Raw genomic sequence first — 18949 nt, 5'->3', positions numbered from 1 at the left:
ACGATATGACAGCGGTCGGGCACCGGGACAGGATGAGCTCCCATGACCGACAACCGGGTGAACCCCCCCTTCATCGCCGACGAAGCCTCCATGCTGAACAACTGGCTGGACTGGCACCGGGAGACCCTCGCCGTCAAGTGCGCGGGCCTGTCGGAGGAGCAGCTGCGCCTGCGCTCCGCCGCGCCGTCCACGCTCTCCCTGCTCGGCCTGGTCCGCCACCTGGCCGAGGTGGAGCGCCACTGGTTCCGCAACATCCTGAGCGGCGAGGACGCCTCCGGCATCTACTGGACCGAGCAGGACCCCGACGGCGACTTCGACAACGTCGACACCGCCTCGGCCGAGGAGGCGTTCGCCACCTGGCGGGCGCAGATCGAGTACGCCCGCGAGGTCGCCGCCGGGCTGCCGCTGGACACCGTCGGCAAGACCCGGCGCCGGGGCGAGGACGTCTCGCTCCGCTGGATCCTCGTCCACATGATCGAGGAGTACGCCCGGCACAACGGCCACGCCGACATCATCCGCCAGTTGGTCGACGGCGCCACCGGCGAGTAGAGGCCCGTCCCGGGAGGTCCGCCCCGGCTCTGCGCGGGACTCCGGAGCGCGCCGCCCGCCCCGCCGGCCGGGGCCTACCCGGTCTCCGCGAACCCGGCGCTCTCCGGCGGTTCCCCGCCCCGGCGCGGCCCTGCGCTCTCCAGCGCCTCCGCGATGAGGCCGTCGAGGACGGAGAGGTCCACCGGACGGGCCGTGGCCGCCTCCGCGAAGCGGGCGAGCAGCCGGGCGAAGACCTCCCGCTCGGCCCGGTCCCAGTCGGCCATCAGGCCGTCGAGGTAGGAGCGCCGGTAGCGGGCCACGACGTCCAGCACCCGGCCGCCCGGCTCGCTCAGCACCAGCCGGGCCCGCCTGGCGTCGACCTCGGAGGCCTCACGCTCGACGAGCCCGGCGGCGATCGCGTCGTTGACCAGCCTGCTCGCGGTCGAGGGGTCCACGTCGAGCTGCTCGGCGACGGCGCCCACGGTCACCTCGGGGACGTCCAGGCTCAGCTTGTGCACGGCGTGCACGACCATCACGTTCGACATCTGGACCGAGCGCGGCGACCGCTCGGTCCTGCGCGCGCGCAGAGGCCGCGACCAGATCCGGCGCAGCCGGAACAGCGCCACGTCGATCGCCGCCCCGGGCATCCCGTCGTCCACGGGCCAACCCTATCGGCGGGTGCGGTGTGCGCGCCGTACCCGCAGGCCGGTCAGCCGGCCAGGCGGACCGGGTTGACCAGGTCGGCGTACATCAGCAGGCCGGCCATGATGATCATCGTGAAGGCCAGGGCGTAGGTCAGCGGGAGGACCTTGGCGATGTCCACGTGGGCGGGCTCGGGCCTGCGGGTGACGCGGGCGAAGCCGCGCTTGACGCCCTCCCAGAGACCGCCCGCGATGTGGCCGCCGTCCAGCGGGAGCAGCGGGATCAGGTTGAACATGCCGATGGCCAGGTTGAAGCTGCCCAGCAGGCTGACGAAGATGCTGATCTTGTTCTCCAGCGGGGCGTCGGAGGCCGCGATCTCTCCGCCGATCCGGCTGACGCCGATGACTCCGATGGGACCGTCCTTGTCGCGCTCCTCGCCGGAGAAGGCCGCGTTCCAGACGCCGACCATCTTCTCGGGGAACCGGAGCAGCGCCGCGGCGGTCCTGGAGGTGAGGTCTCCCATGTGCGCGACCACGGCGCCGAGGCTCTGCTGCTCGATCACCTGGGTGGGGCTGACCCCGAGATAGCCGACCCGCTCCATCGTGCCCGGCTCGTCGAGCGACTCGCGCTCCTGGTCGATGAGGGTGGCGGTCACCGCCAGCCGCTGCCCGGCGCGCTCGATGCCGATCTCGACCGGTCCGGCGCCGCTGCCGCGGATGGCCCGCGTCGCCGCGTCCCAGGTGGCGGTGGGCCTGCCGTCCACCGCGACGATGACGTCGCCGGGGCGCAGGCCCGCCGCGGCGGCGGGACTGGCCTTGTCGGCGGAGGTGCACGTGGGGTTCTCGGCGTACTCGGCGGTCGTCTTCACGCATGCGGGGACCGCGGAGATCTGCGAGGTGAGCACCGGGATCCCGAAGCCCATCAGCACGATCGCGAACAGGACGAAGGCCAGCACGAAGTTCATCGCGGGGCCGCCGCTCATGACGATGACCTTCTGCCACCAGGGCTTGCGGTAGAAGACCCGGTCCTCGTCCCCGGGGCGGACCTCTTCGAGCGCGACCTCCCTGGCGCTCTCGATCAGGCCCTGCCACGGCCCGGTGGAGACCGAGCGCACCGTGCCGGGCGCGTCGGTGGGCCGGGGCGGGAGCATTCCGATCATCCGGATGTAGCCGCCGAGCGGGATCCACTTCACGCCGTACTCGGTCTCGCCCCTGCGCCGCGACCACATGGTCGGGCCGAATCCCACCATGTACTGCGTGACCCTGATGCCGAACCGCTTCGCCGGCACCAGGTGGCCGATCTCGTGCAACGCGATCGAGGCCATCAGCCCCACGAGGAAGACAACGACCCCGATCACGAAAGGCCAGTCCACAGGTTCCCCCCGGTCATGGATTCGTCGGCGATTCCCCATAAGAGACTAGCCGACGCCCCGACCTCCCGGCCTGCCCGCGGACGGGCGCCCGGACGGGGCACCCGTCCGCCCACCACCGCACCCACCACCGCACCGGTCGTCATGCCGGTCACCAGACCGACCACCGTGCCCGCGGCGGCCGATCGCGGAGTGATCGGCGGAGCGGCTTGCATCGGCTTTGCCGAATGGGGACACTTTGTTGACGGTCGGCGATCGTCCGGTCACTTTGCGGCGCAGTCGGACGGTCTCCGTGACGCGGCGGGATGACCGCTTCGCAGCGCATCAGGGCGGAGGGAGCGTTTTGATTGGGATTCTGGTTGCCGAGCACCTGCCCCTGGTCCGCCTCGGCCTCGTGACGTCACTGGGCGGCGAGGCCGACCTGAAGGTGGTGGCCGACCTCGGCGACGGCGAGGACGTCGTCTCCGCCGCACTGCGGCACGGGCCGGACGCGGCCATCATCGGCCTGGACCTTCCCGGCTCCGACGGGTTCTCCACGGCGCTCCGGCTGCACGAGAGGGCACCCGGCTGCAGGGTCCTCATCCTGTCGCGGCGGCCGACCCCCGGTCAGGTCCGCCGGGCCTTCGCCGTTCACGCGCTCGGATTCGTGAGCCTGGAGACGGGGCCGGAGGAGATCGCCGAGAGCGTCCGCCGGGTGGCCGCAGGCCACCGGGCGGTCGACTCCGACCTCGCGGTGGCGGCCCTGGAGTCGGTGGAGAACCCGCTGACCCGCAGGGAGCTGGACGTGCTCCGGCAGGCCGCGCAGGGTGCGAGGTCCGGCGAGATCGCCGAGGAGCTCTTCCTCTCCGTGGGCACGGTCCGCAACCACCTGTCCCGGATCATGTGCAAGACCGGGGCCCGGAACCGGCTCGACGCCGTACGCATCGCCTCCGACGCGGGCTGGTTGTGACCGCCCTGCCGTGACACCGGCCGCGGCGGGGACCGCGGGGGAACACAGCGCCCGAAAACTTCGATATCGACGAACGCACCGCCCGGGGCTCCGGGTCGTGCAAGAGTATGGCGAGAGGTGACACCGGCTGCGGTCGGTGCGAGTACTGAAGATTCCGGACCCCGGAACAACCGCGCCGTTCCCCGTGGCCCGGAATCTTCAGTGCTCGCACCATCCGCGGCACTCCCGCCTGCAACGTGCCCGCATCCGCCGTGACCGGGCCCGCTACGGGCACGGAGCCTGCCCCGGCCGGCCGCTAGGCGGAGGCGGGCAGGTCGGGCCGGCCCGCCCAGCCGTACGGCTCTGCGAGGCCCGCCCCTCCCGGCAGGGAGTCGATCAGGTCGATGCGCCTCTTCGTCTCACCGGGGACGCGCTTGGGCAGTTCGCCCGGGCGGAACTCTCCGCACTCCACCAGATGGCAGGGGTCATGGCGTTGATCCACGATATCGCGTTCCCTTTCACCCCGCTCCCAGGGGAATCCCGGATCTCACGCTGAGCCTCAGGGTCTTCCCACCGGGGTCTTCGGCACTCGCCTGGACAACTGCTACGAGAATCTCAGGCCGTCCCCACGCTCGCCAGTGACCAGATCCACGATCACACCCATGTGATTCGTCACGGTCCGCATGCGATCGCGCACCCTGTGCGACGCCCGTCAGGGACGCCAGATGAGGATCAGCGCGCAGTCGTCGTTGTGTCCTGACGACATGGAGGTGACCAGGTTGCGGGCCCCGCCCGAGAAACCGGAGGGCAGCAGCCGCTCGGCCTCGCCCAGCAGGCGGTCCAGGCCGGCGTCGATGTCGCGCCCGGGCTGCTCGATCAGCCCGTCGGTGTAGAGCATGAGCGCGTCGCCCTTGCGGAGCGTGCCCTGGTCGGGCTCGCAGTGCAGGTCCGGCACGACGCCCAGGACCACGCCCTTGGCCGGGGAGACCCGCCAGGTGCCCGTGCCCGCCTCGAACGCGACCACCGGCGGGTGCCCGGCCGAGGTGATCACGTACTCGCCCGTGACGAGGTTGAGCCGGACGTGGACGGCCGTGACGAAGCCCTCGGCCTCGCGCTGGCGGTGCAGGTAGGCGTTGCAGGCGGGCAGGAAGTCGCGCACCGAGCCGAGCAGGCCGCCGAAGGTCCCCGACAGCATCAGCGCGCGGGTGCCCGCGTCGACGCCCTTGCCGGAGACGTCGACCAGGGCGAGCTCCACCGTGTCGCCGTCGCGCGAGGAGACCAGGAAGTCGCCCCCGAAGGAGGAGCCCCCGGCCTGCTTGAGCACCACCTTGGAGCCCCAGTCCTTGGGCAGCGGCGGCAGCTCGCTCTGCTTCTTGAGCCGCTCGCGCAGCTCCAGCAGCATCACGTCGCCGCGGAGCCCCTGCACGCCGAGCTTGCCCCGGGTGCGGGCCATCACCGCGGCCAGCACGGAGGTGAAGCCGAAGGCGGCCAGCAGCCCCGGGCCGATGGTCCCGGCCCCTCCGGCGAGGCCCACGTAGCCGAGGGCGGCCGCGATCGCGCACAGCAGCTTGCCGAGGCTGCGCAGCCGGAGCTGGAGGCCGCCGACGAGGATGATCGGGATCATGAGCGCGGGCGAGAACCACTCGGCCGAGACCTTGGCGGCCAGGACGCCCAGCACCAGGCTCAGCACGATCAGCGTGATGAGCAGGTTGCGGTCCCGGGCCAGCGGCCCGCGGCGGAGGAACCGCACCGCGGGCACCAGGAAGGGGACCCGCACCAGGAACGCGCGGAGCCCTGGAGGGATCAACGGCACCGGACGGGAACTCATGATGCGCCGACTGTAGCGGTAGGCCACCGCTTTGGGCAGCCCACTTGACCAACACCTAGATCATTAAGGACGGATATTGGATGGCCGGGCCGGTTTGCCGCGCCTACTGTAGGAAAAATGAGTCTCACCCTGCGCCCGATGACCGAGGGCGACTGGTCCGACTGGATCGCGGTCGACGAAGAGGCGTTCGGCGCTCCCATCCCGCCGCACCGCGAGGAGCGGTTCAAGGAGAACACCGAGTTCGAGCGCTCCCTGGGCGCGTACGACGGCGACCTGCTGGTGGGCGCCACCGCGGTGTTCAGCTTCACCATGACGGTGCCCGGCGGCCCGATCCCGGTCGGCGGCGTCACGGCGGTCGGCGTGCTCCCCTCCCACCGCCGCCGGGGCGTGCTCACCGCCCTGATGACCCGTCAGCTGGCCGACCTGCACGAGCGGGGCGAGGCGGTCGCCGCGCTCTACGCCTCCGAAGCCGTGATCTACGGGCGGTTCGGGTACGGCAGGGCCGCCGACACCATGACCTTCGACATTCCCAGGAGCGGCGGGGCCTTCGTGCCGCACGCCCCGGCCGACCCCTCCCTGCGCCTGCGGATCGTCAGGCCCGCCGAGGCCCGGGAGGTCTTCGAGAAGGTCTTCGACGCCGCGCTCGGCAGCCGCCCCGGCCTCTACGCCCGCACGCCCGCGCGCTGGGACGGGGTGCTCGGCGACCACGAGGCCGACCAGGGCGGCGCCGGGCCGCTGCGCGCCGTCGTCGCCGAGGACGACGGCGGCCCGCGCGGCTACGCGCTGTTCCGGATCAAGGCGGACTGGACCGGGAACAACCTCCCCGACGGGGAGCTGCGGCTGAAGGAGGTCTTCGGCCTCGACCCCGCCGCCTACGCCCTGCTCTGGCGGCACCTGCTCGACCGCGACCTGGTCTCGCGGATCAAGGCCTGGAACCGTCCCGCCGACGATCCCCTGATCCATCTGCTGGCCGACGCCAGGCAGCTCAACGCGGGCTGGCTGGACGACCTGTGGGTCCGCGTGGTGGACGTCGAGCGCGCCCTCCCCGCGCGCCGCTACTCGGCGCCGGTCGACGTGGTGATCGAGGTCGAGGACGCGGTCTGCCCGTGGAACGCCCGCCGCTGGCGGCTCTCGGCCGACGTTTCGGGTGCCCGGTGCACGCCGGTCGACGACGCCGCCGACCTCGTGCTCCCGGTGAGCGTGCTGGGCGCGGCCTATCTCGGCGGCCGCCCGCTCGCGGCCCTCCAGGCCGCCGGCGTGGTGCGCGAGGCCCGGGCGGGAGCCGTACGGGAGCTGTCGGCCGCGATGGCGTGGGACCCGGCCCCCTGCGCGGGCCTGATCTTCTGAGCGGACCTGATCCTCTGACCGCCCCCGCCGGTCCCGCGCGGGGGCGGTCCCGCGGGTTATCGTGGCGCCATGGCACTGCAGAGTTTGCAGATCACCGCGCTCACCGCGATGCGGGCCCGGGACGTGTCCCGGCCCTCGCGCGAGCAGCAGGAGGCCGCGGACCGGCGGCCTCTGCGCGACGAGACGCCGCGCAGGGACCAGCCGCACCGCGGCCGCGACAGGTAGGCCCCGGGCCCCGCCGCCGGACGGGGCGCGGGGCCCGGACGGGCCGGGTTCCTACGGAAGCGGCGGGAGCTCGCCCGTGGTCTCGTACGCGCCGAGCTGGGCGATGCGGCGGCTGTGCCGGTCGGCTCCCGAGTACGCCGTGGCGAGGAAGAGCTCGACGAACCTGGTCGCCTCCTCCTGCGGGTGCATCCGCGCGCCCACGCTGATCACGTTGGCGTCGTTGTGCTCGCGGGCGAGCTTGGCGGTGTCCTCGCTCCAGGCGAGCGCCGCGCGGACGCCGCGCACCTTGTTGGCCGCGATCTGCTCGCCGTTGCCCGAGCCGCCGATGACGACCCCGAGGCTGCCCGGGTCGTTCGCGACGCCCTCCGCCGCGCGCAGCACGAACGGCGGGTAGTCGTCCTCGGCGTCGTAGACGAACGGACCGCAGTCCGTCACCTCGTGGCCGTGCTCCTTCAGCCAGGAGACGAGGTGGTTCTTGAACTCATAGCCGGCATGGTCGGCACCGATGTAGACACGCACCCGCCCAGTTTCGCAGGTGCGGGTGGGCGGCCCGACGCCCGCCCCCGGCTAGAGTAATAACCGCTCTGCCATCTGAGCCCTTACCCCCCTTACCTGAGGGAGCCCCCACATGCGTGACATCCGAGTGATCGGGGATCCGGTCCTGCGCACGCCCGCCGAGCCGGTCACGGAGTTCGACCGCGACCTGCGCCGCCTGATCGACGAGATGTTCGCCGCGATGTACGCCGCGGAGGGCGTGGGCCTGGCCGGCCCGCAGATCGGAGTCTCCAAGCGGTTGTTCGTCTACGACTGCAGCAACCGCAAGGGGCACGTGATCAACCCCGAGCTGACCGTCGACGACGCCGCCGAGGTCCTCGACGAGGAGGGCTGCCTGTCGGTCCCCGGCCGCGAGACCGGCAAGCCGCTCTACGCGAGGACCCCCCGGGCCGCCGGGGTGACGGTCAGCGGCCTCGACCGGCTGGGCCGCCCGGTGCGGGTCAGGGCCCGCGGTCTGCTCGCCCGCTGCTTCCAGCACGAGGCCGACCACCTGGACGGCATGCTCTACGTCGACCGGCTGGCCAAGGACGCCGCGCGCAAGGTCCTGCTGCAGGCGCCCTGAGCACCTCCCGGCCCGCTTGCGGGCCGGGACCGGGCCGCCCGCCGGGACCGGTCACAGCTGGAGCGACTTGGTCTCCAGATACTCCTCCAGGCCGAACTCGCCCATCTCCCGCCCGATGCCCGACTGCTTGTACCCGCCGAAGGGCGCCAGCGGATTGAACTGGCCGCCGTTGATCGCCACCTGGCCGGTGTGCAGGCGCCGGGCGACGGAGACCGCCCGGTTCTCGCTGCCGGCCCACACCGCGCCCGCCAGGCCGTACGGCGTGCCGTTGGCGATGGAGACGGCCTCGTCGTCGCCCCGGGTGTAGGGGATGATCGCCAGGACCGGGCCGAAGATCTCCTCCTGCTCGATCACCATGCCCGGCTCGACCCCCGCGAAGACCGTGGGCTCCACGTAGAAGCCCCGCTCCAGCGGGCGGTCGGTCCCGCCTGCGACGAGCCGGGCGCCCTCCTCCTGGCCCCGGTTGATGTAGCGCACGACCCGGTCGCGCTGGGCGGCGGAGACCAGCGGGCCGAGCCTGGTGCCCTCGTCGAAGGGGTCGCCGACGGTGTACTTCCGCGCGGCCTGGACGGCGAGGGCGACGGCGTCGTCGTACTGGTCCCGGTGGACGATCATGCGGGTCCAGGCGGAGCAGGTCTGGCCGGAGTTGAGGAAGGCGTTGGCCACGGTCACCTTGACCGCCGCCGTCAGGTCGGCGTCGGGGAGGACCACGCTGGCCGACTTGCCGCCGAGCTCCAGCGCCACCCGCTTGACCGTCTCGGCGGCGAGCGAGGCGACCCGGCGGCCCGCCCGGGTGGAGCCGGTGAAGGAGACCATGTCCACGCCGGGGTGGGTGGCGACGGCCTCGCCGATCACCGGTCCGGTGCCGCTCACCATGTTGAACACGCCGGGGGGCAGGCCGACCTCGTCGAAGACGCCGGCCAGCGCGAAGGCCGCCAGCGGCGCCACCTCGCTGGGCTTGAGCACGACCGTGCAGCCCGCGGCGAGCGCCGGCCCGACCTTGCACACGATCTGGTGGAGCGGGTAGTTCCACGGCGTGATGGCGCCGACCACGCCGACCGGCTCCCGCAGGATCCAGGAGTTCCCGATCCGCCTGGTGTCGAAGTCGTAGGACTCGGCCAGGCTCGCGTAGGAGGCCAGCACCCCGGCCGGCATCAGCGTCTGCACCTTCAGCGCCAGGCCGTACGGCGCGCCCATGTCGGTGGCGATGATCCTGGCGATCTGGTCGGAGCGCTCCCTGATCAGTTCGGCCGCGGCGGCCAGGAGCTTGCCCCGCTCGGCGGGGGCCGTACCGGACCACAGGGGAAGAGCGGCCCGGGCCGCCGCCACGGCGGCCTCGACGTCGGCGGGCGAGCCCGCGGGCACCCGGTCGATCAGCTCCTCGGTCGCAGGGTTCACCACGTCGATGGTCTCGCCCGACGCCGACGCCTGCCAGGCTCCGTTCAGGTAAAGGTGACGCATGCCCTCATCCTTGCGCGCGAAGCGTGAGAAGGCGAGAGTCTTGGAGATTACCCCGAGTGTTCGTTTCGTCACGCAGGGTGAATGGAGCCCCTCGCCCCGGCGGGCGTTCGGCCGCCTTCACCGGAAGGGTACGACGAAGCACCCCAGAAGGGAGGCCAAGCTTGGGATCCTTAAAAACTCGTAATATCCGGATCGGCCCCGTGGCGGGGGGCGACATCCCGCCACGGGGCCGCACCGCTCAGTCGAAGATCGGCGGCCGGGTGCGGGAGCGCTTGAGCTCGAAGAAGCCGTCGATCCCGGCGACCAGCCGCACGCCGTCCCAGAGCCGGCCGGCCTCCTCGCCCTTGGGCGCCGGCGAGATGACGGGGCCGAAGAAGGCGACGCCGTCCACGGCGATCACCGGGGTGCCGACCTCCTGGCCGACCCGGTTGATGCCGTCCTCGTGCGAGGCGCGCAGCACCCCGTCGTACTCCTCCGAGTCCATCGCGTCGGCGAACACGCGGTCCAGCCCGGCCGCCTCCAGCGCCTCCTCGACGGTCTCCCGGAGCGTGTCGAGCCGCTTGACCCTGCCCTGGTTGTGGAAGCGGAGGCCGAGCTCGGTGTAGAGGCGGCCGACCGTCTCGGAGTCGTACTTCTCCTGGACGGCGGCGACCACGCGGACCGGGCCGATGGCCTTGGCGATCATCTCGCGGTAGGACTCGGGAACGTCCTTGTCCTCGTTGAGGATGTTCAGGCTCATGATGTGCCAGCGCGGCTCGATCGGCCGGACCTTCTCCACCTCCAGCAGCCAGCGGGAGGTCATCCAGGCGAACGGGCAGAAGGGGTCGAACCAGAGATCGACGGGTGTGCGGTCGCTCATCGCTCGGCTTCCTCATCACTTCTTCGACGGCAGATATTCCGCATAGCAACAACCCGGCGGGGAAGGCTCCCTATTCCAGGAGAGGGATTATTGCCTTGACAGTCGACTTCATCCTCCTATGTGGTGATCGTCAGGCCACCGGTTCTCCCGGGCGGCGATCTCCTGTCACACGTGGCAGGATTCAGGCAGCCCTTCGCAACGGAGCGGAGGAAGTCGTGACGAGGGAGCGGTAGTGGCAGGCAATCTGACCCGTGACGAGGCCCGCGAGCGCGCACGGCTGCTCAGCGTGCAGTCGTATGCGGTGGAGCTCGATCTGACCGAGGGTGAAGAGCGCTTCGAGAGCATCACCACGGTCCGCTTCACCAGCACCCGGGCGGGCGCGGAGACGTTCATCGACCTGGCCGGCGCCAAGGTGCGCAAGGCCGTCCTGAACGGCGCCGAGCTGGATGTGACCGCCTACGACCCGGAGACCGGGCGGCTCCCGCTGCCCGGTCTGGCCGAGGACAACGAGCTGCGGATCGACGCCGACTGCTCCTACATGCGCACCGGCGAGGGCCTGCACCGCTTCGTCGACCCGGTCGACAAGAGCGTCTACCTGCACAGCCAGTTCGAGACGGCCGACGCCCACCGGATGTACGCCTGCTTCGACCAGCCCGACCTGAAGGCGACCTTCGAGCTGACCGTGCTCGCGCCCTCCTACTGGGAGGTCGTCTCCAACGCGGCCCCCGACGGGGTCGAGGAGCTGGAAGGGCACCGCGGCAAGCACGGGGCGCTGCAGGACGCCAAGCGCTGGCACTTCCCGCCGACGCCGGTGATGTCGACCTACATCACCGCCCTGTGCGCCGGGCCGTACCACAAGGTGACCTCCGAGCACGACGGCATCCCGCTGGGGATCTACTGCCGCGCCTCGCTCGCCGAGCACCTCGACCCGGACAACATCTTCGAGGTCACCCGGCAGGGCTTCGACTTCTTCCACGAGGTCTTCGGCGTCCGCTACCCGTTCGGCAAGTACGACCAGCTGTTCGTGCCGGAGTTCAACGCCGGCGCGATGGAGAACGCCGGCTGCGTGACCTTCCTGGAGGACTACGTCTTCCGCTCCCGCGTCACCGACGCCGTCATCGAGCGCCGCGCCGAGACGATCCTGCACGAGATGGCGCACATGTGGTTCGGCGACCTGGTCACCATGCGCTGGTGGGACGACCTGTGGCTGAACGAGTCGTTCGCGACCTACGCCTCGGTGCTCTGCCAGGCCGAGGCCACCCGCTGGGGCCAGGGCGCCTGGACGACCTTCGCCAACGTGGAGAAGGCCTGGGCCTACCGCCAGGACCAGCTGCCCTCCACCCACCCGATCGCCGCCGACATCGTCGACATGCACGCGGTCGAGGTCAACTTCGACGGCATCACCTACGCCAAGGGCGCCTCGGTCCTCAAGCAGCTCGTCGCCTACGTGGGCCTGGACAACTTCCTGGCGGGCGTGCGCGCCTACTTCACCGAGCACGCCTGGGGCAACACCGAGCTGAAGGACCTGCTGGAGGCGCTGGAGCGGACCAGCGGCCGCGACCTGTCGTCCTGGTCGAAGGAGTGGCTGGAGACCTCCTGGGTCAACACCCTGCGCCCGGCCTTCGAGGTCGACGCCGAGGGCCGCTTCACCCGCTTCGAGGTGCTGCAGGAGGCCCCGGCCGACTACCCGACGCTGCGCTCGCACCGCGTCGCCATCGGCCTCTACTCGCTCTCCGGCGACGCCCTCGTCCGGGTCAGGCGGGTCGAGCTCGACGTGGTCGGCGCCCGTACGGCCGTGGCCGAGCTGGTCGGCGAGGTCCAGCCCGACCTGGTCCTGATCAACGACGACGACCTGACCTACGCCAAGATCCGGCTCGACGAGCGCTCGCTGCGGACCCTGGTCGAGGGCGGCATCGCGAAGTTCGCCGACTCCCCGGGGGCCCCGGCGTCGCTGCCGCGCGCGCTGTGCTGGTCCGCCGCCTGGGACATGACCCGCGACGCCGAGATGGCCACCCGCGACTACGTGGCGCTGGTCACCTCCGGCATCGCGTCGGTCACCGACATCACGGTCGCCCAGACCGTGCTGCGCCAGGCCCGCCTGGCCGTGCAGCAGTACGCCGACCCCGCCTGGCGCGCCGAGGGCCTGGCCCTGCTGGCCGCCTCGCTGCGCTCGCTCGCCGAGGCCGCCGAGCCCGGCTCGGACCACCAGCTCGCCTACGTCAACGCCCTGACCGCGGTGGCCTCCTCCAGCGAGGACCTGGCGCTCCTGAAGGGCCTGCTGGACGGTACGGCGGTGCTCGACGGGCTGACCGTCGACGCCGACCTCCGCTGGACGCTGACCCAGGCGCTGGTCGCAGGCGGCGTGCTCGGCGAGGAGGACATCGCCGCCGAGTTGCTGCGCGACCCCACCGCCACCGGCGAGCGCTCGGCCGCTACGGCCCGGGCCGCGATCCCCACCGCCGAGGGCAAGGCGGCCGCCTGGGCCACGATGACCGAGGGCAAGCTGAGCGGCGCGCTGCTCCGCTCGACGATCCCCGGCTTCATGGACCCCCGCCACCCGGAGCTGCTGGAGCCCTACGCCGAGCGGTACCACGCCGAGATCGGCCGCATCTGGGAGTCCTGGACCTTCGACAGCGCCCAGAACTTCGCGATCGGCTGCTACCCGGCCCTGGCCGTCTCCCCCGAGACCGTCGCCCGGACCGAGCGGCTCATCGAGGAGGGCGAGCCGCCGCAGGCGCTCAGGCGCCTGCTCCTGGAAGGCGCCGACGGCGTGCGCCGCGCGCTGCGCGCCCGGGCCAAGGACGCCGCCGCCTGAGCGTCCTGGCCCTCTGAGGAAACCGGGCGCCCGCCCCGGCCCCGTCCACGCGCCGCCCCCGCCGTACACGACGGCGGGGGCGCCGCCCTATCGCCGGGCGATCGCCCGCGGGAAACGTGAGGTCGTCCGCTGATGCACTCGGTACAGGACGTGCTCGTCACACTCGCCAGACGGCACGCCTTCGCCGACCTGGAGGCACTCGCCGACGACCCCGAGATCGAGGCGGTCTGCGAGTTCGGCCAGCGGCTGCTCTCCCTCGACGCCGAGGACTTCGCGGTCGAGGCCCGCCAGGTGCCGCCCGCGCTGCGGCGGCGCGCCCGCGCGTGCACCATGCCCCAGACCCCCAGGGAGCAGCCCCGCGGCGCGCTGGAGTCGCTGCGCCCCGCCTACGGGCTGCTGCTGGAGGTGATCGAGGTCCGCTGGCACCGGCGCGAGCTCAGCCCCATGGTCGCCGCCCTGCACATCGCCAGCGAGTACCTCCCGCTGCTCGCCTTCGAGCCCGCGCTCGGCCACGCGGGCGACCCGGCCCGCTGGCCCGCCGGGCTCACCGCTCCGGGCAGCAGGTTCGGCGTGATCGGCGACCGCGAGTGCGACCACACCAAACCCGAGCAGTCCGCCGCCAACCGGACCCTCAGGGTCGCCGGGGAACCGGCCGAGGGCTGGCGGGCCTACTTCGACCGGCAGCACAGCCAGGTCGCCGGGGCGCTCGCCACCTGCGTCGCCGACTGCCGCAACCCGTGCGCCGCGATGGACTGGGTGGCCCCGGACCGCCGCGACGACCTGGCGCTGCGCTCCCGGGTGGCGCTGGCCTTCGCCGACACCCCGCTGGTACGGCTGCGCCACGCGGCCCCGGTGGGACACGGCTTCGGCGTGCCCTCCCCCGAGGAGGTCCTCGACGCCTGGCAGCGCAGCCGGCTCGTCCTGGGCAAGACCGAGGTGGGCAGGGCCGCCACCGAGGAGGACGGCTTCCCGCTGCCGGGCCTGCCCAGCCTGTTCTCCGCGGTCTCCGCCGCCCCGGTGGCCCCCTCGACCCTGCTGGCCGACATCGCCGCCCATCTGGAGACGCTCCTGCGCGCCCGGACGGGCTGAAGGCCGCCGCGGCCCTGCCCGCAGGGACCGCGGCGGGAGGCGCTCCCGCGCTCCCGGACGGGCCGGGACCGGCGCCCGATCACCAGACCGACGGCCGCAGGTCCCCCCAGAAACCGCCCCTGGCCGCCTCGAGCTGCGCGGAGACCGCGATCAGCGTGGCCTCGTCGCCGAACCGCCCGGCCAGCATGACCCCGACCGGCAGTCCCTCGGCCGTCCAGTGCAGCGGGAGGTTGACCGCCGGCTGGCCGCTGACGTTGTAGATGGCGGGGAAGGCGGCGAACCGCTTCATCCGCTCGAAGGTCTCCTCCGGGTCCCCGCCCTCCTCGAACCAGCCCACCGGCCGGGGCGGGGCGGTGACGGTCGGGGTGAGCACCGCGTCGTACTCGTCGGTGACCATCAGGCCGAACCGGGTGGCGAGCTGGAGCGCCGACTGCGCCTGGAGGAAGTCGGGCGCCGGGGTGGCGTAGCCGCGCTCGCGCAGCCAGGCCGTCAGCGGGCGGAGCCGGTCCTGCTTGGTGAGGTCCACCGGGTGCATGCAGGAGAAGGCGTACCAGAGCGTGACGAACTGCGGTACCAGGTCGGCCGAGAACGGCGGCGCGATGTCGACCACCTCGTGGCCGAGGGCGGCCAGCTCCGCCGAGGCGTGCTCGTAGGCGGCCAGCACCTCGGGGTCCACCACCGCGCCGGGGACCGGCGGCTCGGCGTAGCGGGCGATCCGCAGCCGGCCCGGGTCCCGGCCGACGTGGGCGGCGAACGAGCCCAGCTCCGGCGGCGGCGCGTGGTAGAGGTCGCCCGGATTGCCGTGGGCCATCGCGTCCAGCAGCGCGGCGGCGTCGGCGACGGTCCTGGCCAGCGGACCGTTGGTCGACAGGCCCGCCAGGTCGGGGATGATCGGGGCGAAGCTGATCCGGCCCCGGGTGGGCTTGATGCCGTACAGCCCGCAGACCGAGGCGGGGATGCGGATCGAACCCGCCCCGTCGCTGCCCTGCGCGGCGGGCGCCAGCCCCGCGGCGACCGCGGCGGCGGCCCCGCCGCTGGACCCGCCGGCCGAGCGGGACAGGTCCCACGGCGTCCGGGTGGGCGGGGAGACGGAGGTCTCGGTGTAGCAGGGCATCCCGAACTCGGGCGTGGCCGTCTTGCCGAGCATGACCGTCCCGGCCTCCCTGAGCCGCTCCACCACGCTGTCGTCCACCGGGGCGACGAAGTCGTCGTAGACCGCCGAGCCGAAGTGGATCGGCACGTCCTTGACCAGGTTGAGGTCCTTGATCGGGACGGGCACCCCGAGGAGCGGCGGGGTGTCCTCCCCCGCGAGCACCCTGGCCTCGGCCTTGTGCGCCTGCTCCAGGGCCAGCTCGGGGGTGACGGTCACGTAGGCGCCGACCCGGGGGTCGAGCCGCGCGATGCGGTCGAGGTAGTGCTCGGCGATCTCGACCGGCGAGATCTCCCTGCGGCGTACGGCCGCCGCCTGCTCGAGAGCGGTAAGATCATGTATGTGGGCCACGTCCCGCACAGTAGGCGGAGTCGGCAGGGTTATCTAGAGAGATATGTATAGATACCCGCTTCCCCGCGCTGCCATGCGGACGACGGCGGTCACAAAAGTGTGAGTTGTGGAGTACTAGGCACCCCGTTTGAAGGTCAGCTACGGTGAGTCACGTGGATTCCGGTCAGGTGCCAGAAGACGGTAACACTACGTCACCGATTTGGGCCGGCGAGGGCCCGACCGACAAGAGGCCGGCGGCTCGTCCGGCCGTGCCCGCGTCTACGTACGCGCCCGTCGAGCGGGTCTCCCTGCTGAGCCTGCTCAGGCATCCCCGTTACCGCCCGCTGGTGCGCCGCGCGCTGATCGCGGTCGTCGTGGGGGTGGCCGCGGGCTTCCTGCTGCTCAGCTGGCGTGCGGGCGTCACCGCCGCGGTCGCCGCCGCCATCGCCGACACGGTGCTGCGCGCCCGCTCGCACTCGACGGTGCCCGCCTGGCGGCGCGCCTCGGTCGCGGAACGGCGCACGGAGGCCCAGCTGAAGGGCCTGGAGCGCAGGGGCTACCGCACCCTGCACGCGCGGGCGATCCCGGACAGCGAGGCCCAGATCGACCACCTGGTCATCGGCCCCACCGGGGTCTACGCCGTCGACTCCGAGAAGTGGGACCGGCGGCTCCCGGTGCGCGCCATGTCGCACCGCAAGTTGTTCCACGGCCCGTTCTCGCAGAAGGTCCGGCTCGACGAGGCCCAGTGGGAGGCCGACCGGGCCGCCGAGCTGATCGGCCAGGCGCTCGGCCGCGAGATCGTCATCATCCCGTCCCTGGCGATCTACGGGCCGCCCGTCCCGTGGAAGGTCCTCAACGTCCGGGGGGTCGACGTCTTCGACGGCGGCCACGTCCGCAGATGGATCACCAAGCGGGAGCGGTCGCTCACCGACGCCGAGATCGGCCGGATCTACGAGATCGCCGAGCGGGTCCTGCCCGCGCGTTATCCCGAGCCCGCCGCGCAGGACGCGCCCTCGCGCCCCTCCCGGCCCTCCCGCAGGGCCCAGCAGGTCCCGTCCAAGCACTGACCCCCTCCCCGCGCCCCCTCCCCGCGCCCGGTGGCTCCGCCGCCGGGCGTCCTCATGCCCGGGATCTCCGCGCCCGCCGGACCGGCGTCCGCCGAGTGGACGCCGGGTCTCACCAGCCGGGCGCTGGACGTACCATTTGAAGACTCAGTGTCGATGATGGGAGAAGCGTCATGCCCGCCCTCAGGTCTCGTACGGTCACTCACGGCAGGAACATGGCCGGAGCCCGGGCCCTGCTCCGGGCGACGGGCGTAGCCGGCGGTGACTTCGGCAAACCGATCATCGCGGTGGCCAACAGCTTCACCCAGTTCGTCCCCGGCCACGTCCACCTGCGCGAGGTCGGCGACGTCGTCGCCGGGGCGATCCGCGAGGCGGGCGCGATCCCGCGCGAGTTCAACACGATCGCGGTGGACGACGGCATCGCGATGGGCCACGGCGGCATGCTCTACTCCCTGCCGAGCCGCGAGCTGATCGCCGACGCGGTCGAGTACATGGTGAACGCCCACTGCGCCGACGCGCTGATCTGCGTCTCCAACTGCGACAAGATCACTCCCGGCATGCTCCTGGCGGCCTTCCGGCTCAACATCCCCACGGTCTTCGTCTCCGGCGGGCCGATGGAGGCCGGCAAGACGCCCGGCAGGAAGCTCGACCTGATCGACCCGATGATCGCCTCCGCCGACGACAGCGTCTCCGACGAGGAGCTGCTGGAGCTGGAGGAGAACGCCTGCCCGACCTGCGGCTCGTGCAGCGGCATGTTCACCGCCAACTCCATGAACTGCCTGGCCGAGGCCATCGGCCTGGCACTGCCCGGAAACGGCACGATCCTCGCCGCCCACAAGGCCCGCAAGAAGTTGTTCCAGGACGCCGGGCGGCAGCTGGTGGAGATCACCCGCCGCTACTACGAGCAGGACGACTCCAGCGTGCTGCCGCGCGCCATCGCCACCAAGGAGGCGTTCGAGAACGCCATGGCGCTGGACGTGGCGATGGGCGGCTCGACCAACACGATCCTGCACATCCTCGCCGCGGCCCGCGAGGCCGGGGTCGACTTCGGCCTCAAGGAGATCAACGAGATCTCGCTCCGGGTGCCGTGCCTGAGCAAGGTCGCCCCCGCCACCGACAAGTACCACGTCGAGGACGTGCACCGCGCGGGCGGCATCCCGGCCATCCTCGGCGAGCTCGACCGGGGCGGCCTGCTCCACCGGGACGTCAACACCGTCAACGGCGGCACGCTGGGCGACTACCTCGACGCCTGGGACGTGCGCTCGCCGAAGGCGCTGCCCGAGGCGGTCGAGCTGTGGCACGCCGCCCCCGGCAACGTCCGCACCGTCAAGCCCTACTCCCAGGACGCCCGCTGGGACTCCCTCGACCTCGACCGCGAGGGCGGCTGCATCCGCGACATGGAGCACGCCTACACCCGTGACGGCGGCCTGGCCGTGCTCTACGGCAACATCGCCGTGGAGGGGTGCATCGTCAAGACCGCCGGGGTGGACGAGTCGATCTGGCGGTTCTCCGGGCCGGCCGTGGTCTTCGAGTCCCAGGAGGACGCCGTCGAGGGCATCCTGAACAACCGGGTCAAGGAGGGCGACGTCGTCGTCATCCGCTACGAGGGGCCCAAGGGCGGGCCGGGCATGCAGGAGATGCTCTACCCGACCTCGTTCCTGAAGGGCAAGGGCCTGGGCAAGGCCTGCGCCCTGATCACCGACGGCCGCTTCTCCGGCGGCACGAGCGGCCTGTCCATCGGCCACGCCTCCCCGGAGGCGGCCGAGGGCGGCACCATCGCCCTGGTCGAGGACGGCGACCTCATCGAGATCGACATCCCGGGCCGCTCGATCGAGCTGAGGGTGGCGGAGGCCGAGCTGGCCGCCCGCAGGGAGAGGGTCCTGGCCGACCTGGGCGGCTACCGTCCGCGCGACCGCCACCGTCCGGTGACCGCCGCGCTCCAGGCCTACGCCGCGCTGACCACCTCCGCCTCCACCGGCGCCTCCCGCGACCTGTCCCAGCTCTCCCGGTAGGCCTCCGGGGCGGCCCCGCATCGCCTCTCGCCCGTGCCGGGTGTCCCCGGCACGGGCGACCCGTCCCCGGGCATGACCGCTCGTCCGCCGCGGCGGCCCCTGCACCCGGCGGCGCCGGTACGGCGGGCGGCCGGAGGTGCCCGTTCCGGCTTTTCGTACGCAAATGTCGTGGTATGTCGCCAGGA

At 72.3% G+C, this 18949-nt stretch carries 17 protein-coding genes; 9 read left to right on the top strand and 8 right to left on the bottom strand.

Annotated features, from left to right (window positions below; genetic code table 11):
- Window positions 1–42: 42 nt before the first annotated feature.
- Window positions 43–549, top strand: a complete 507-nt coding sequence (locus FHS22_RS09405; RefSeq protein WP_184940172.1) for a DinB family protein — start codon at window positions 43–45, stop codon at window positions 547–549.
- Window positions 550–623: 74 nt separating this feature from the next.
- Here FHS22_RS09405 and FHS22_RS09400 read toward each other — a convergent pair whose 3' ends face one another.
- Together FHS22_RS09400 and FHS22_RS09395 are read right to left on the bottom strand one after the other, a co-directional pair.
- Window positions 624–1187, bottom strand: coding sequence for a MarR family winged helix-turn-helix transcriptional regulator (locus FHS22_RS09400; RefSeq protein ID WP_338047680.1), 564 nt, complete (start codon window positions 1185–1187; stop codon window positions 624–626).
- Window positions 1188–1237: 50 nt separating this feature from the next.
- A complete protein-coding gene (locus FHS22_RS09395) occupies window positions 1238–2527 on the bottom strand; it encodes a M50 family metallopeptidase (protein WP_338047679.1) in 1290 nt (429 codons plus the stop codon).
- Window positions 2528–2882: 355 nt separating this feature from the next.
- Between FHS22_RS09395 and FHS22_RS09390 the strand changes: the two genes are divergently transcribed.
- Window positions 2883–3488 (top strand): response regulator transcription factor, encoded by a 606-nt coding sequence (locus FHS22_RS09390; protein WP_184940169.1) that lies wholly within the window; start codon window positions 2883–2885, stop codon window positions 3486–3488.
- Window positions 3489–3783: 295 nt separating this feature from the next.
- Here FHS22_RS09390 and FHS22_RS09385 read toward each other — a convergent pair whose 3' ends face one another.
- Window positions 3784–3969 carry a hypothetical protein gene (locus tag FHS22_RS09385; RefSeq protein WP_184940167.1) on the bottom strand — a complete coding sequence of 62 codons (186 nt, stop codon included), beginning with the start codon at window positions 3967–3969 and terminating at the stop codon, window positions 3784–3786.
- A gap of 210 nt (window positions 3970–4179) precedes the next feature.
- On the bottom strand, window positions 4180–5295 hold the full coding sequence (locus FHS22_RS09380; protein ID WP_184940166.1) for a PP2C family protein-serine/threonine phosphatase: 1116 nt from the start codon (window positions 5293–5295) through the stop codon (window positions 4180–4182).
- 117 nt (window positions 5296–5412) lie between these two features.
- On the opposite strand from FHS22_RS09380, the gene FHS22_RS09375 reads away from it, so the two are divergent.
- Both FHS22_RS09375 and FHS22_RS09370 read left to right on the top strand, forming a co-directional pair.
- The gene (locus FHS22_RS09375; protein ID WP_184940164.1) at window positions 5413–6642 is read left to right on the top strand and encodes a GNAT family N-acetyltransferase; all 1230 of its coding nucleotides are present in this window, start codon (window positions 5413–5415) and stop codon (window positions 6640–6642) included.
- 69 nt (window positions 6643–6711) lie between these two features.
- Window positions 6712–6867, top strand: a complete 156-nt coding sequence (locus FHS22_RS09370) for a hypothetical protein (protein ID WP_184940162.1) — start codon at window positions 6712–6714, stop codon at window positions 6865–6867.
- A gap of 51 nt (window positions 6868–6918) precedes the next feature.
- Here the strand turns inward: FHS22_RS09370 and FHS22_RS09365 are convergent, their stop codons facing one another.
- On the bottom strand, window positions 6919–7386 hold the full coding sequence (locus FHS22_RS09365; RefSeq protein WP_184940160.1) for a ribose-5-phosphate isomerase: 468 nt from the start codon (window positions 7384–7386) through the stop codon (window positions 6919–6921).
- A 109-nt stretch (window positions 7387–7495) separates the two neighbouring features.
- Here FHS22_RS09365 and def point away from each other — a divergent pair, with 109 nt between their 5' ends.
- Window positions 7496–7984: a peptide deformylase gene (gene def / locus FHS22_RS09360; RefSeq protein ID WP_184940158.1), complete on the top strand. Its 489-nt coding sequence runs from the start codon at window positions 7496–7498 to the stop codon at window positions 7982–7984.
- A gap of 51 nt (window positions 7985–8035) precedes the next feature.
- Here def and FHS22_RS09355 read toward each other — a convergent pair whose 3' ends face one another.
- A complete protein-coding gene (locus FHS22_RS09355) occupies window positions 8036–9445 on the bottom strand; it encodes an aldehyde dehydrogenase family protein (protein ID WP_184940156.1) in 1410 nt (469 codons plus the stop codon).
- A 238-nt stretch (window positions 9446–9683) separates the two neighbouring features.
- On the bottom strand, window positions 9684–10304 hold the full coding sequence (locus FHS22_RS09350) for a mycothiol-dependent nitroreductase Rv2466c family protein (RefSeq protein WP_184940155.1): 621 nt from the start codon (window positions 10302–10304) through the stop codon (window positions 9684–9686).
- 232 nt (window positions 10305–10536) lie between these two features.
- On the opposite strand from FHS22_RS09350, the gene pepN reads away from it, so the two are divergent.
- The gene (gene pepN, locus FHS22_RS09345) at window positions 10537–13119 is read left to right on the top strand and encodes an aminopeptidase N (RefSeq protein WP_184940153.1); all 2583 of its coding nucleotides are present in this window, start codon (window positions 10537–10539) and stop codon (window positions 13117–13119) included.
- Window positions 13120–13251: 132 nt separating this feature from the next.
- Window positions 13252–14208 carry a hypothetical protein gene (locus tag FHS22_RS09340; RefSeq protein WP_184940152.1) on the top strand — a complete coding sequence of 319 codons (957 nt, stop codon included), beginning with the start codon at window positions 13252–13254 and terminating at the stop codon, window positions 14206–14208.
- 79 nt (window positions 14209–14287) lie between these two features.
- Here the strand turns inward: FHS22_RS09340 and FHS22_RS09335 are convergent, their stop codons facing one another.
- A complete protein-coding gene (locus FHS22_RS09335; protein ID WP_184940150.1) occupies window positions 14288–15709 on the bottom strand; it encodes an amidase family protein in 1422 nt (473 codons plus the stop codon).
- A gap of 248 nt (window positions 15710–15957) precedes the next feature.
- Between FHS22_RS09335 and FHS22_RS09330 the strand changes: the two genes are divergently transcribed.
- Together FHS22_RS09330 and ilvD are read left to right on the top strand one after the other, a co-directional pair.
- On the top strand, window positions 15958–16755 hold the full coding sequence (locus tag FHS22_RS09330) for a nuclease-related domain-containing protein (protein ID WP_338047678.1): 798 nt from the start codon (window positions 15958–15960) through the stop codon (window positions 16753–16755).
- 170 nt (window positions 16756–16925) lie between these two features.
- Window positions 16926–18764, top strand: coding sequence for a dihydroxy-acid dehydratase (gene ilvD / locus FHS22_RS09325; RefSeq protein WP_184940147.1), 1839 nt, complete (start codon window positions 16926–16928; stop codon window positions 18762–18764).
- Window positions 18765–18949: the final 185 nt, after the last annotated feature.

Origin of the sequence: Thiemannella venezuelensis, assembly GCF_014203605.1 — a bacterium.
Classification (GTDB): domain Bacteria; phylum Actinomycetota; class Actinomycetes; order Streptosporangiales; family Streptosporangiaceae; genus Planomonospora_A; species Planomonospora_A venezuelensis.
The sequence above is the reverse complement of the archived record's forward strand: the minus strand, read 5'-3'. Positions and strand labels throughout refer to the sequence as shown.

Coding starts and splice junctions, on each gene's coding strand:
- FHS22_RS09405 (WP_184940172.1), top strand. CDS start 43: ATGACCGACAACCGGGTGAACCCCCCCTTCATCGCCGACGAAGCCTCC.
- FHS22_RS09380 (WP_184940166.1), bottom strand. CDS start 5,295: ATGAGTTCCCGTCCGGTGCCGTTGATCCCTCCAGGGCTCCGCGCGTTC.
- FHS22_RS09375 (WP_184940164.1), top strand. CDS start 5,413: ATGAGTCTCACCCTGCGCCCGATGACCGAGGGCGACTGGTCCGACTGG.
- FHS22_RS09370 (WP_184940162.1), top strand. CDS start 6,712: ATGGCACTGCAGAGTTTGCAGATCACCGCGCTCACCGCGATGCGGGCC.
- def (WP_184940158.1), top strand. CDS start 7,496: ATGCGTGACATCCGAGTGATCGGGGATCCGGTCCTGCGCACGCCCGCC.
- FHS22_RS09355 (WP_184940156.1), bottom strand. CDS start 9,445: ATGCGTCACCTTTACCTGAACGGAGCCTGGCAGGCGTCGGCGTCGGGC.
- FHS22_RS09350 (WP_184940155.1), bottom strand. CDS start 10,304: ATGAGCGACCGCACACCCGTCGATCTCTGGTTCGACCCCTTCTGCCCG.
- FHS22_RS09340 (WP_184940152.1), top strand. CDS start 13,252: ATGCACTCGGTACAGGACGTGCTCGTCACACTCGCCAGACGGCACGCC.
- ilvD (WP_184940147.1), top strand. CDS start 16,926: ATGCCCGCCCTCAGGTCTCGTACGGTCACTCACGGCAGGAACATGGCC.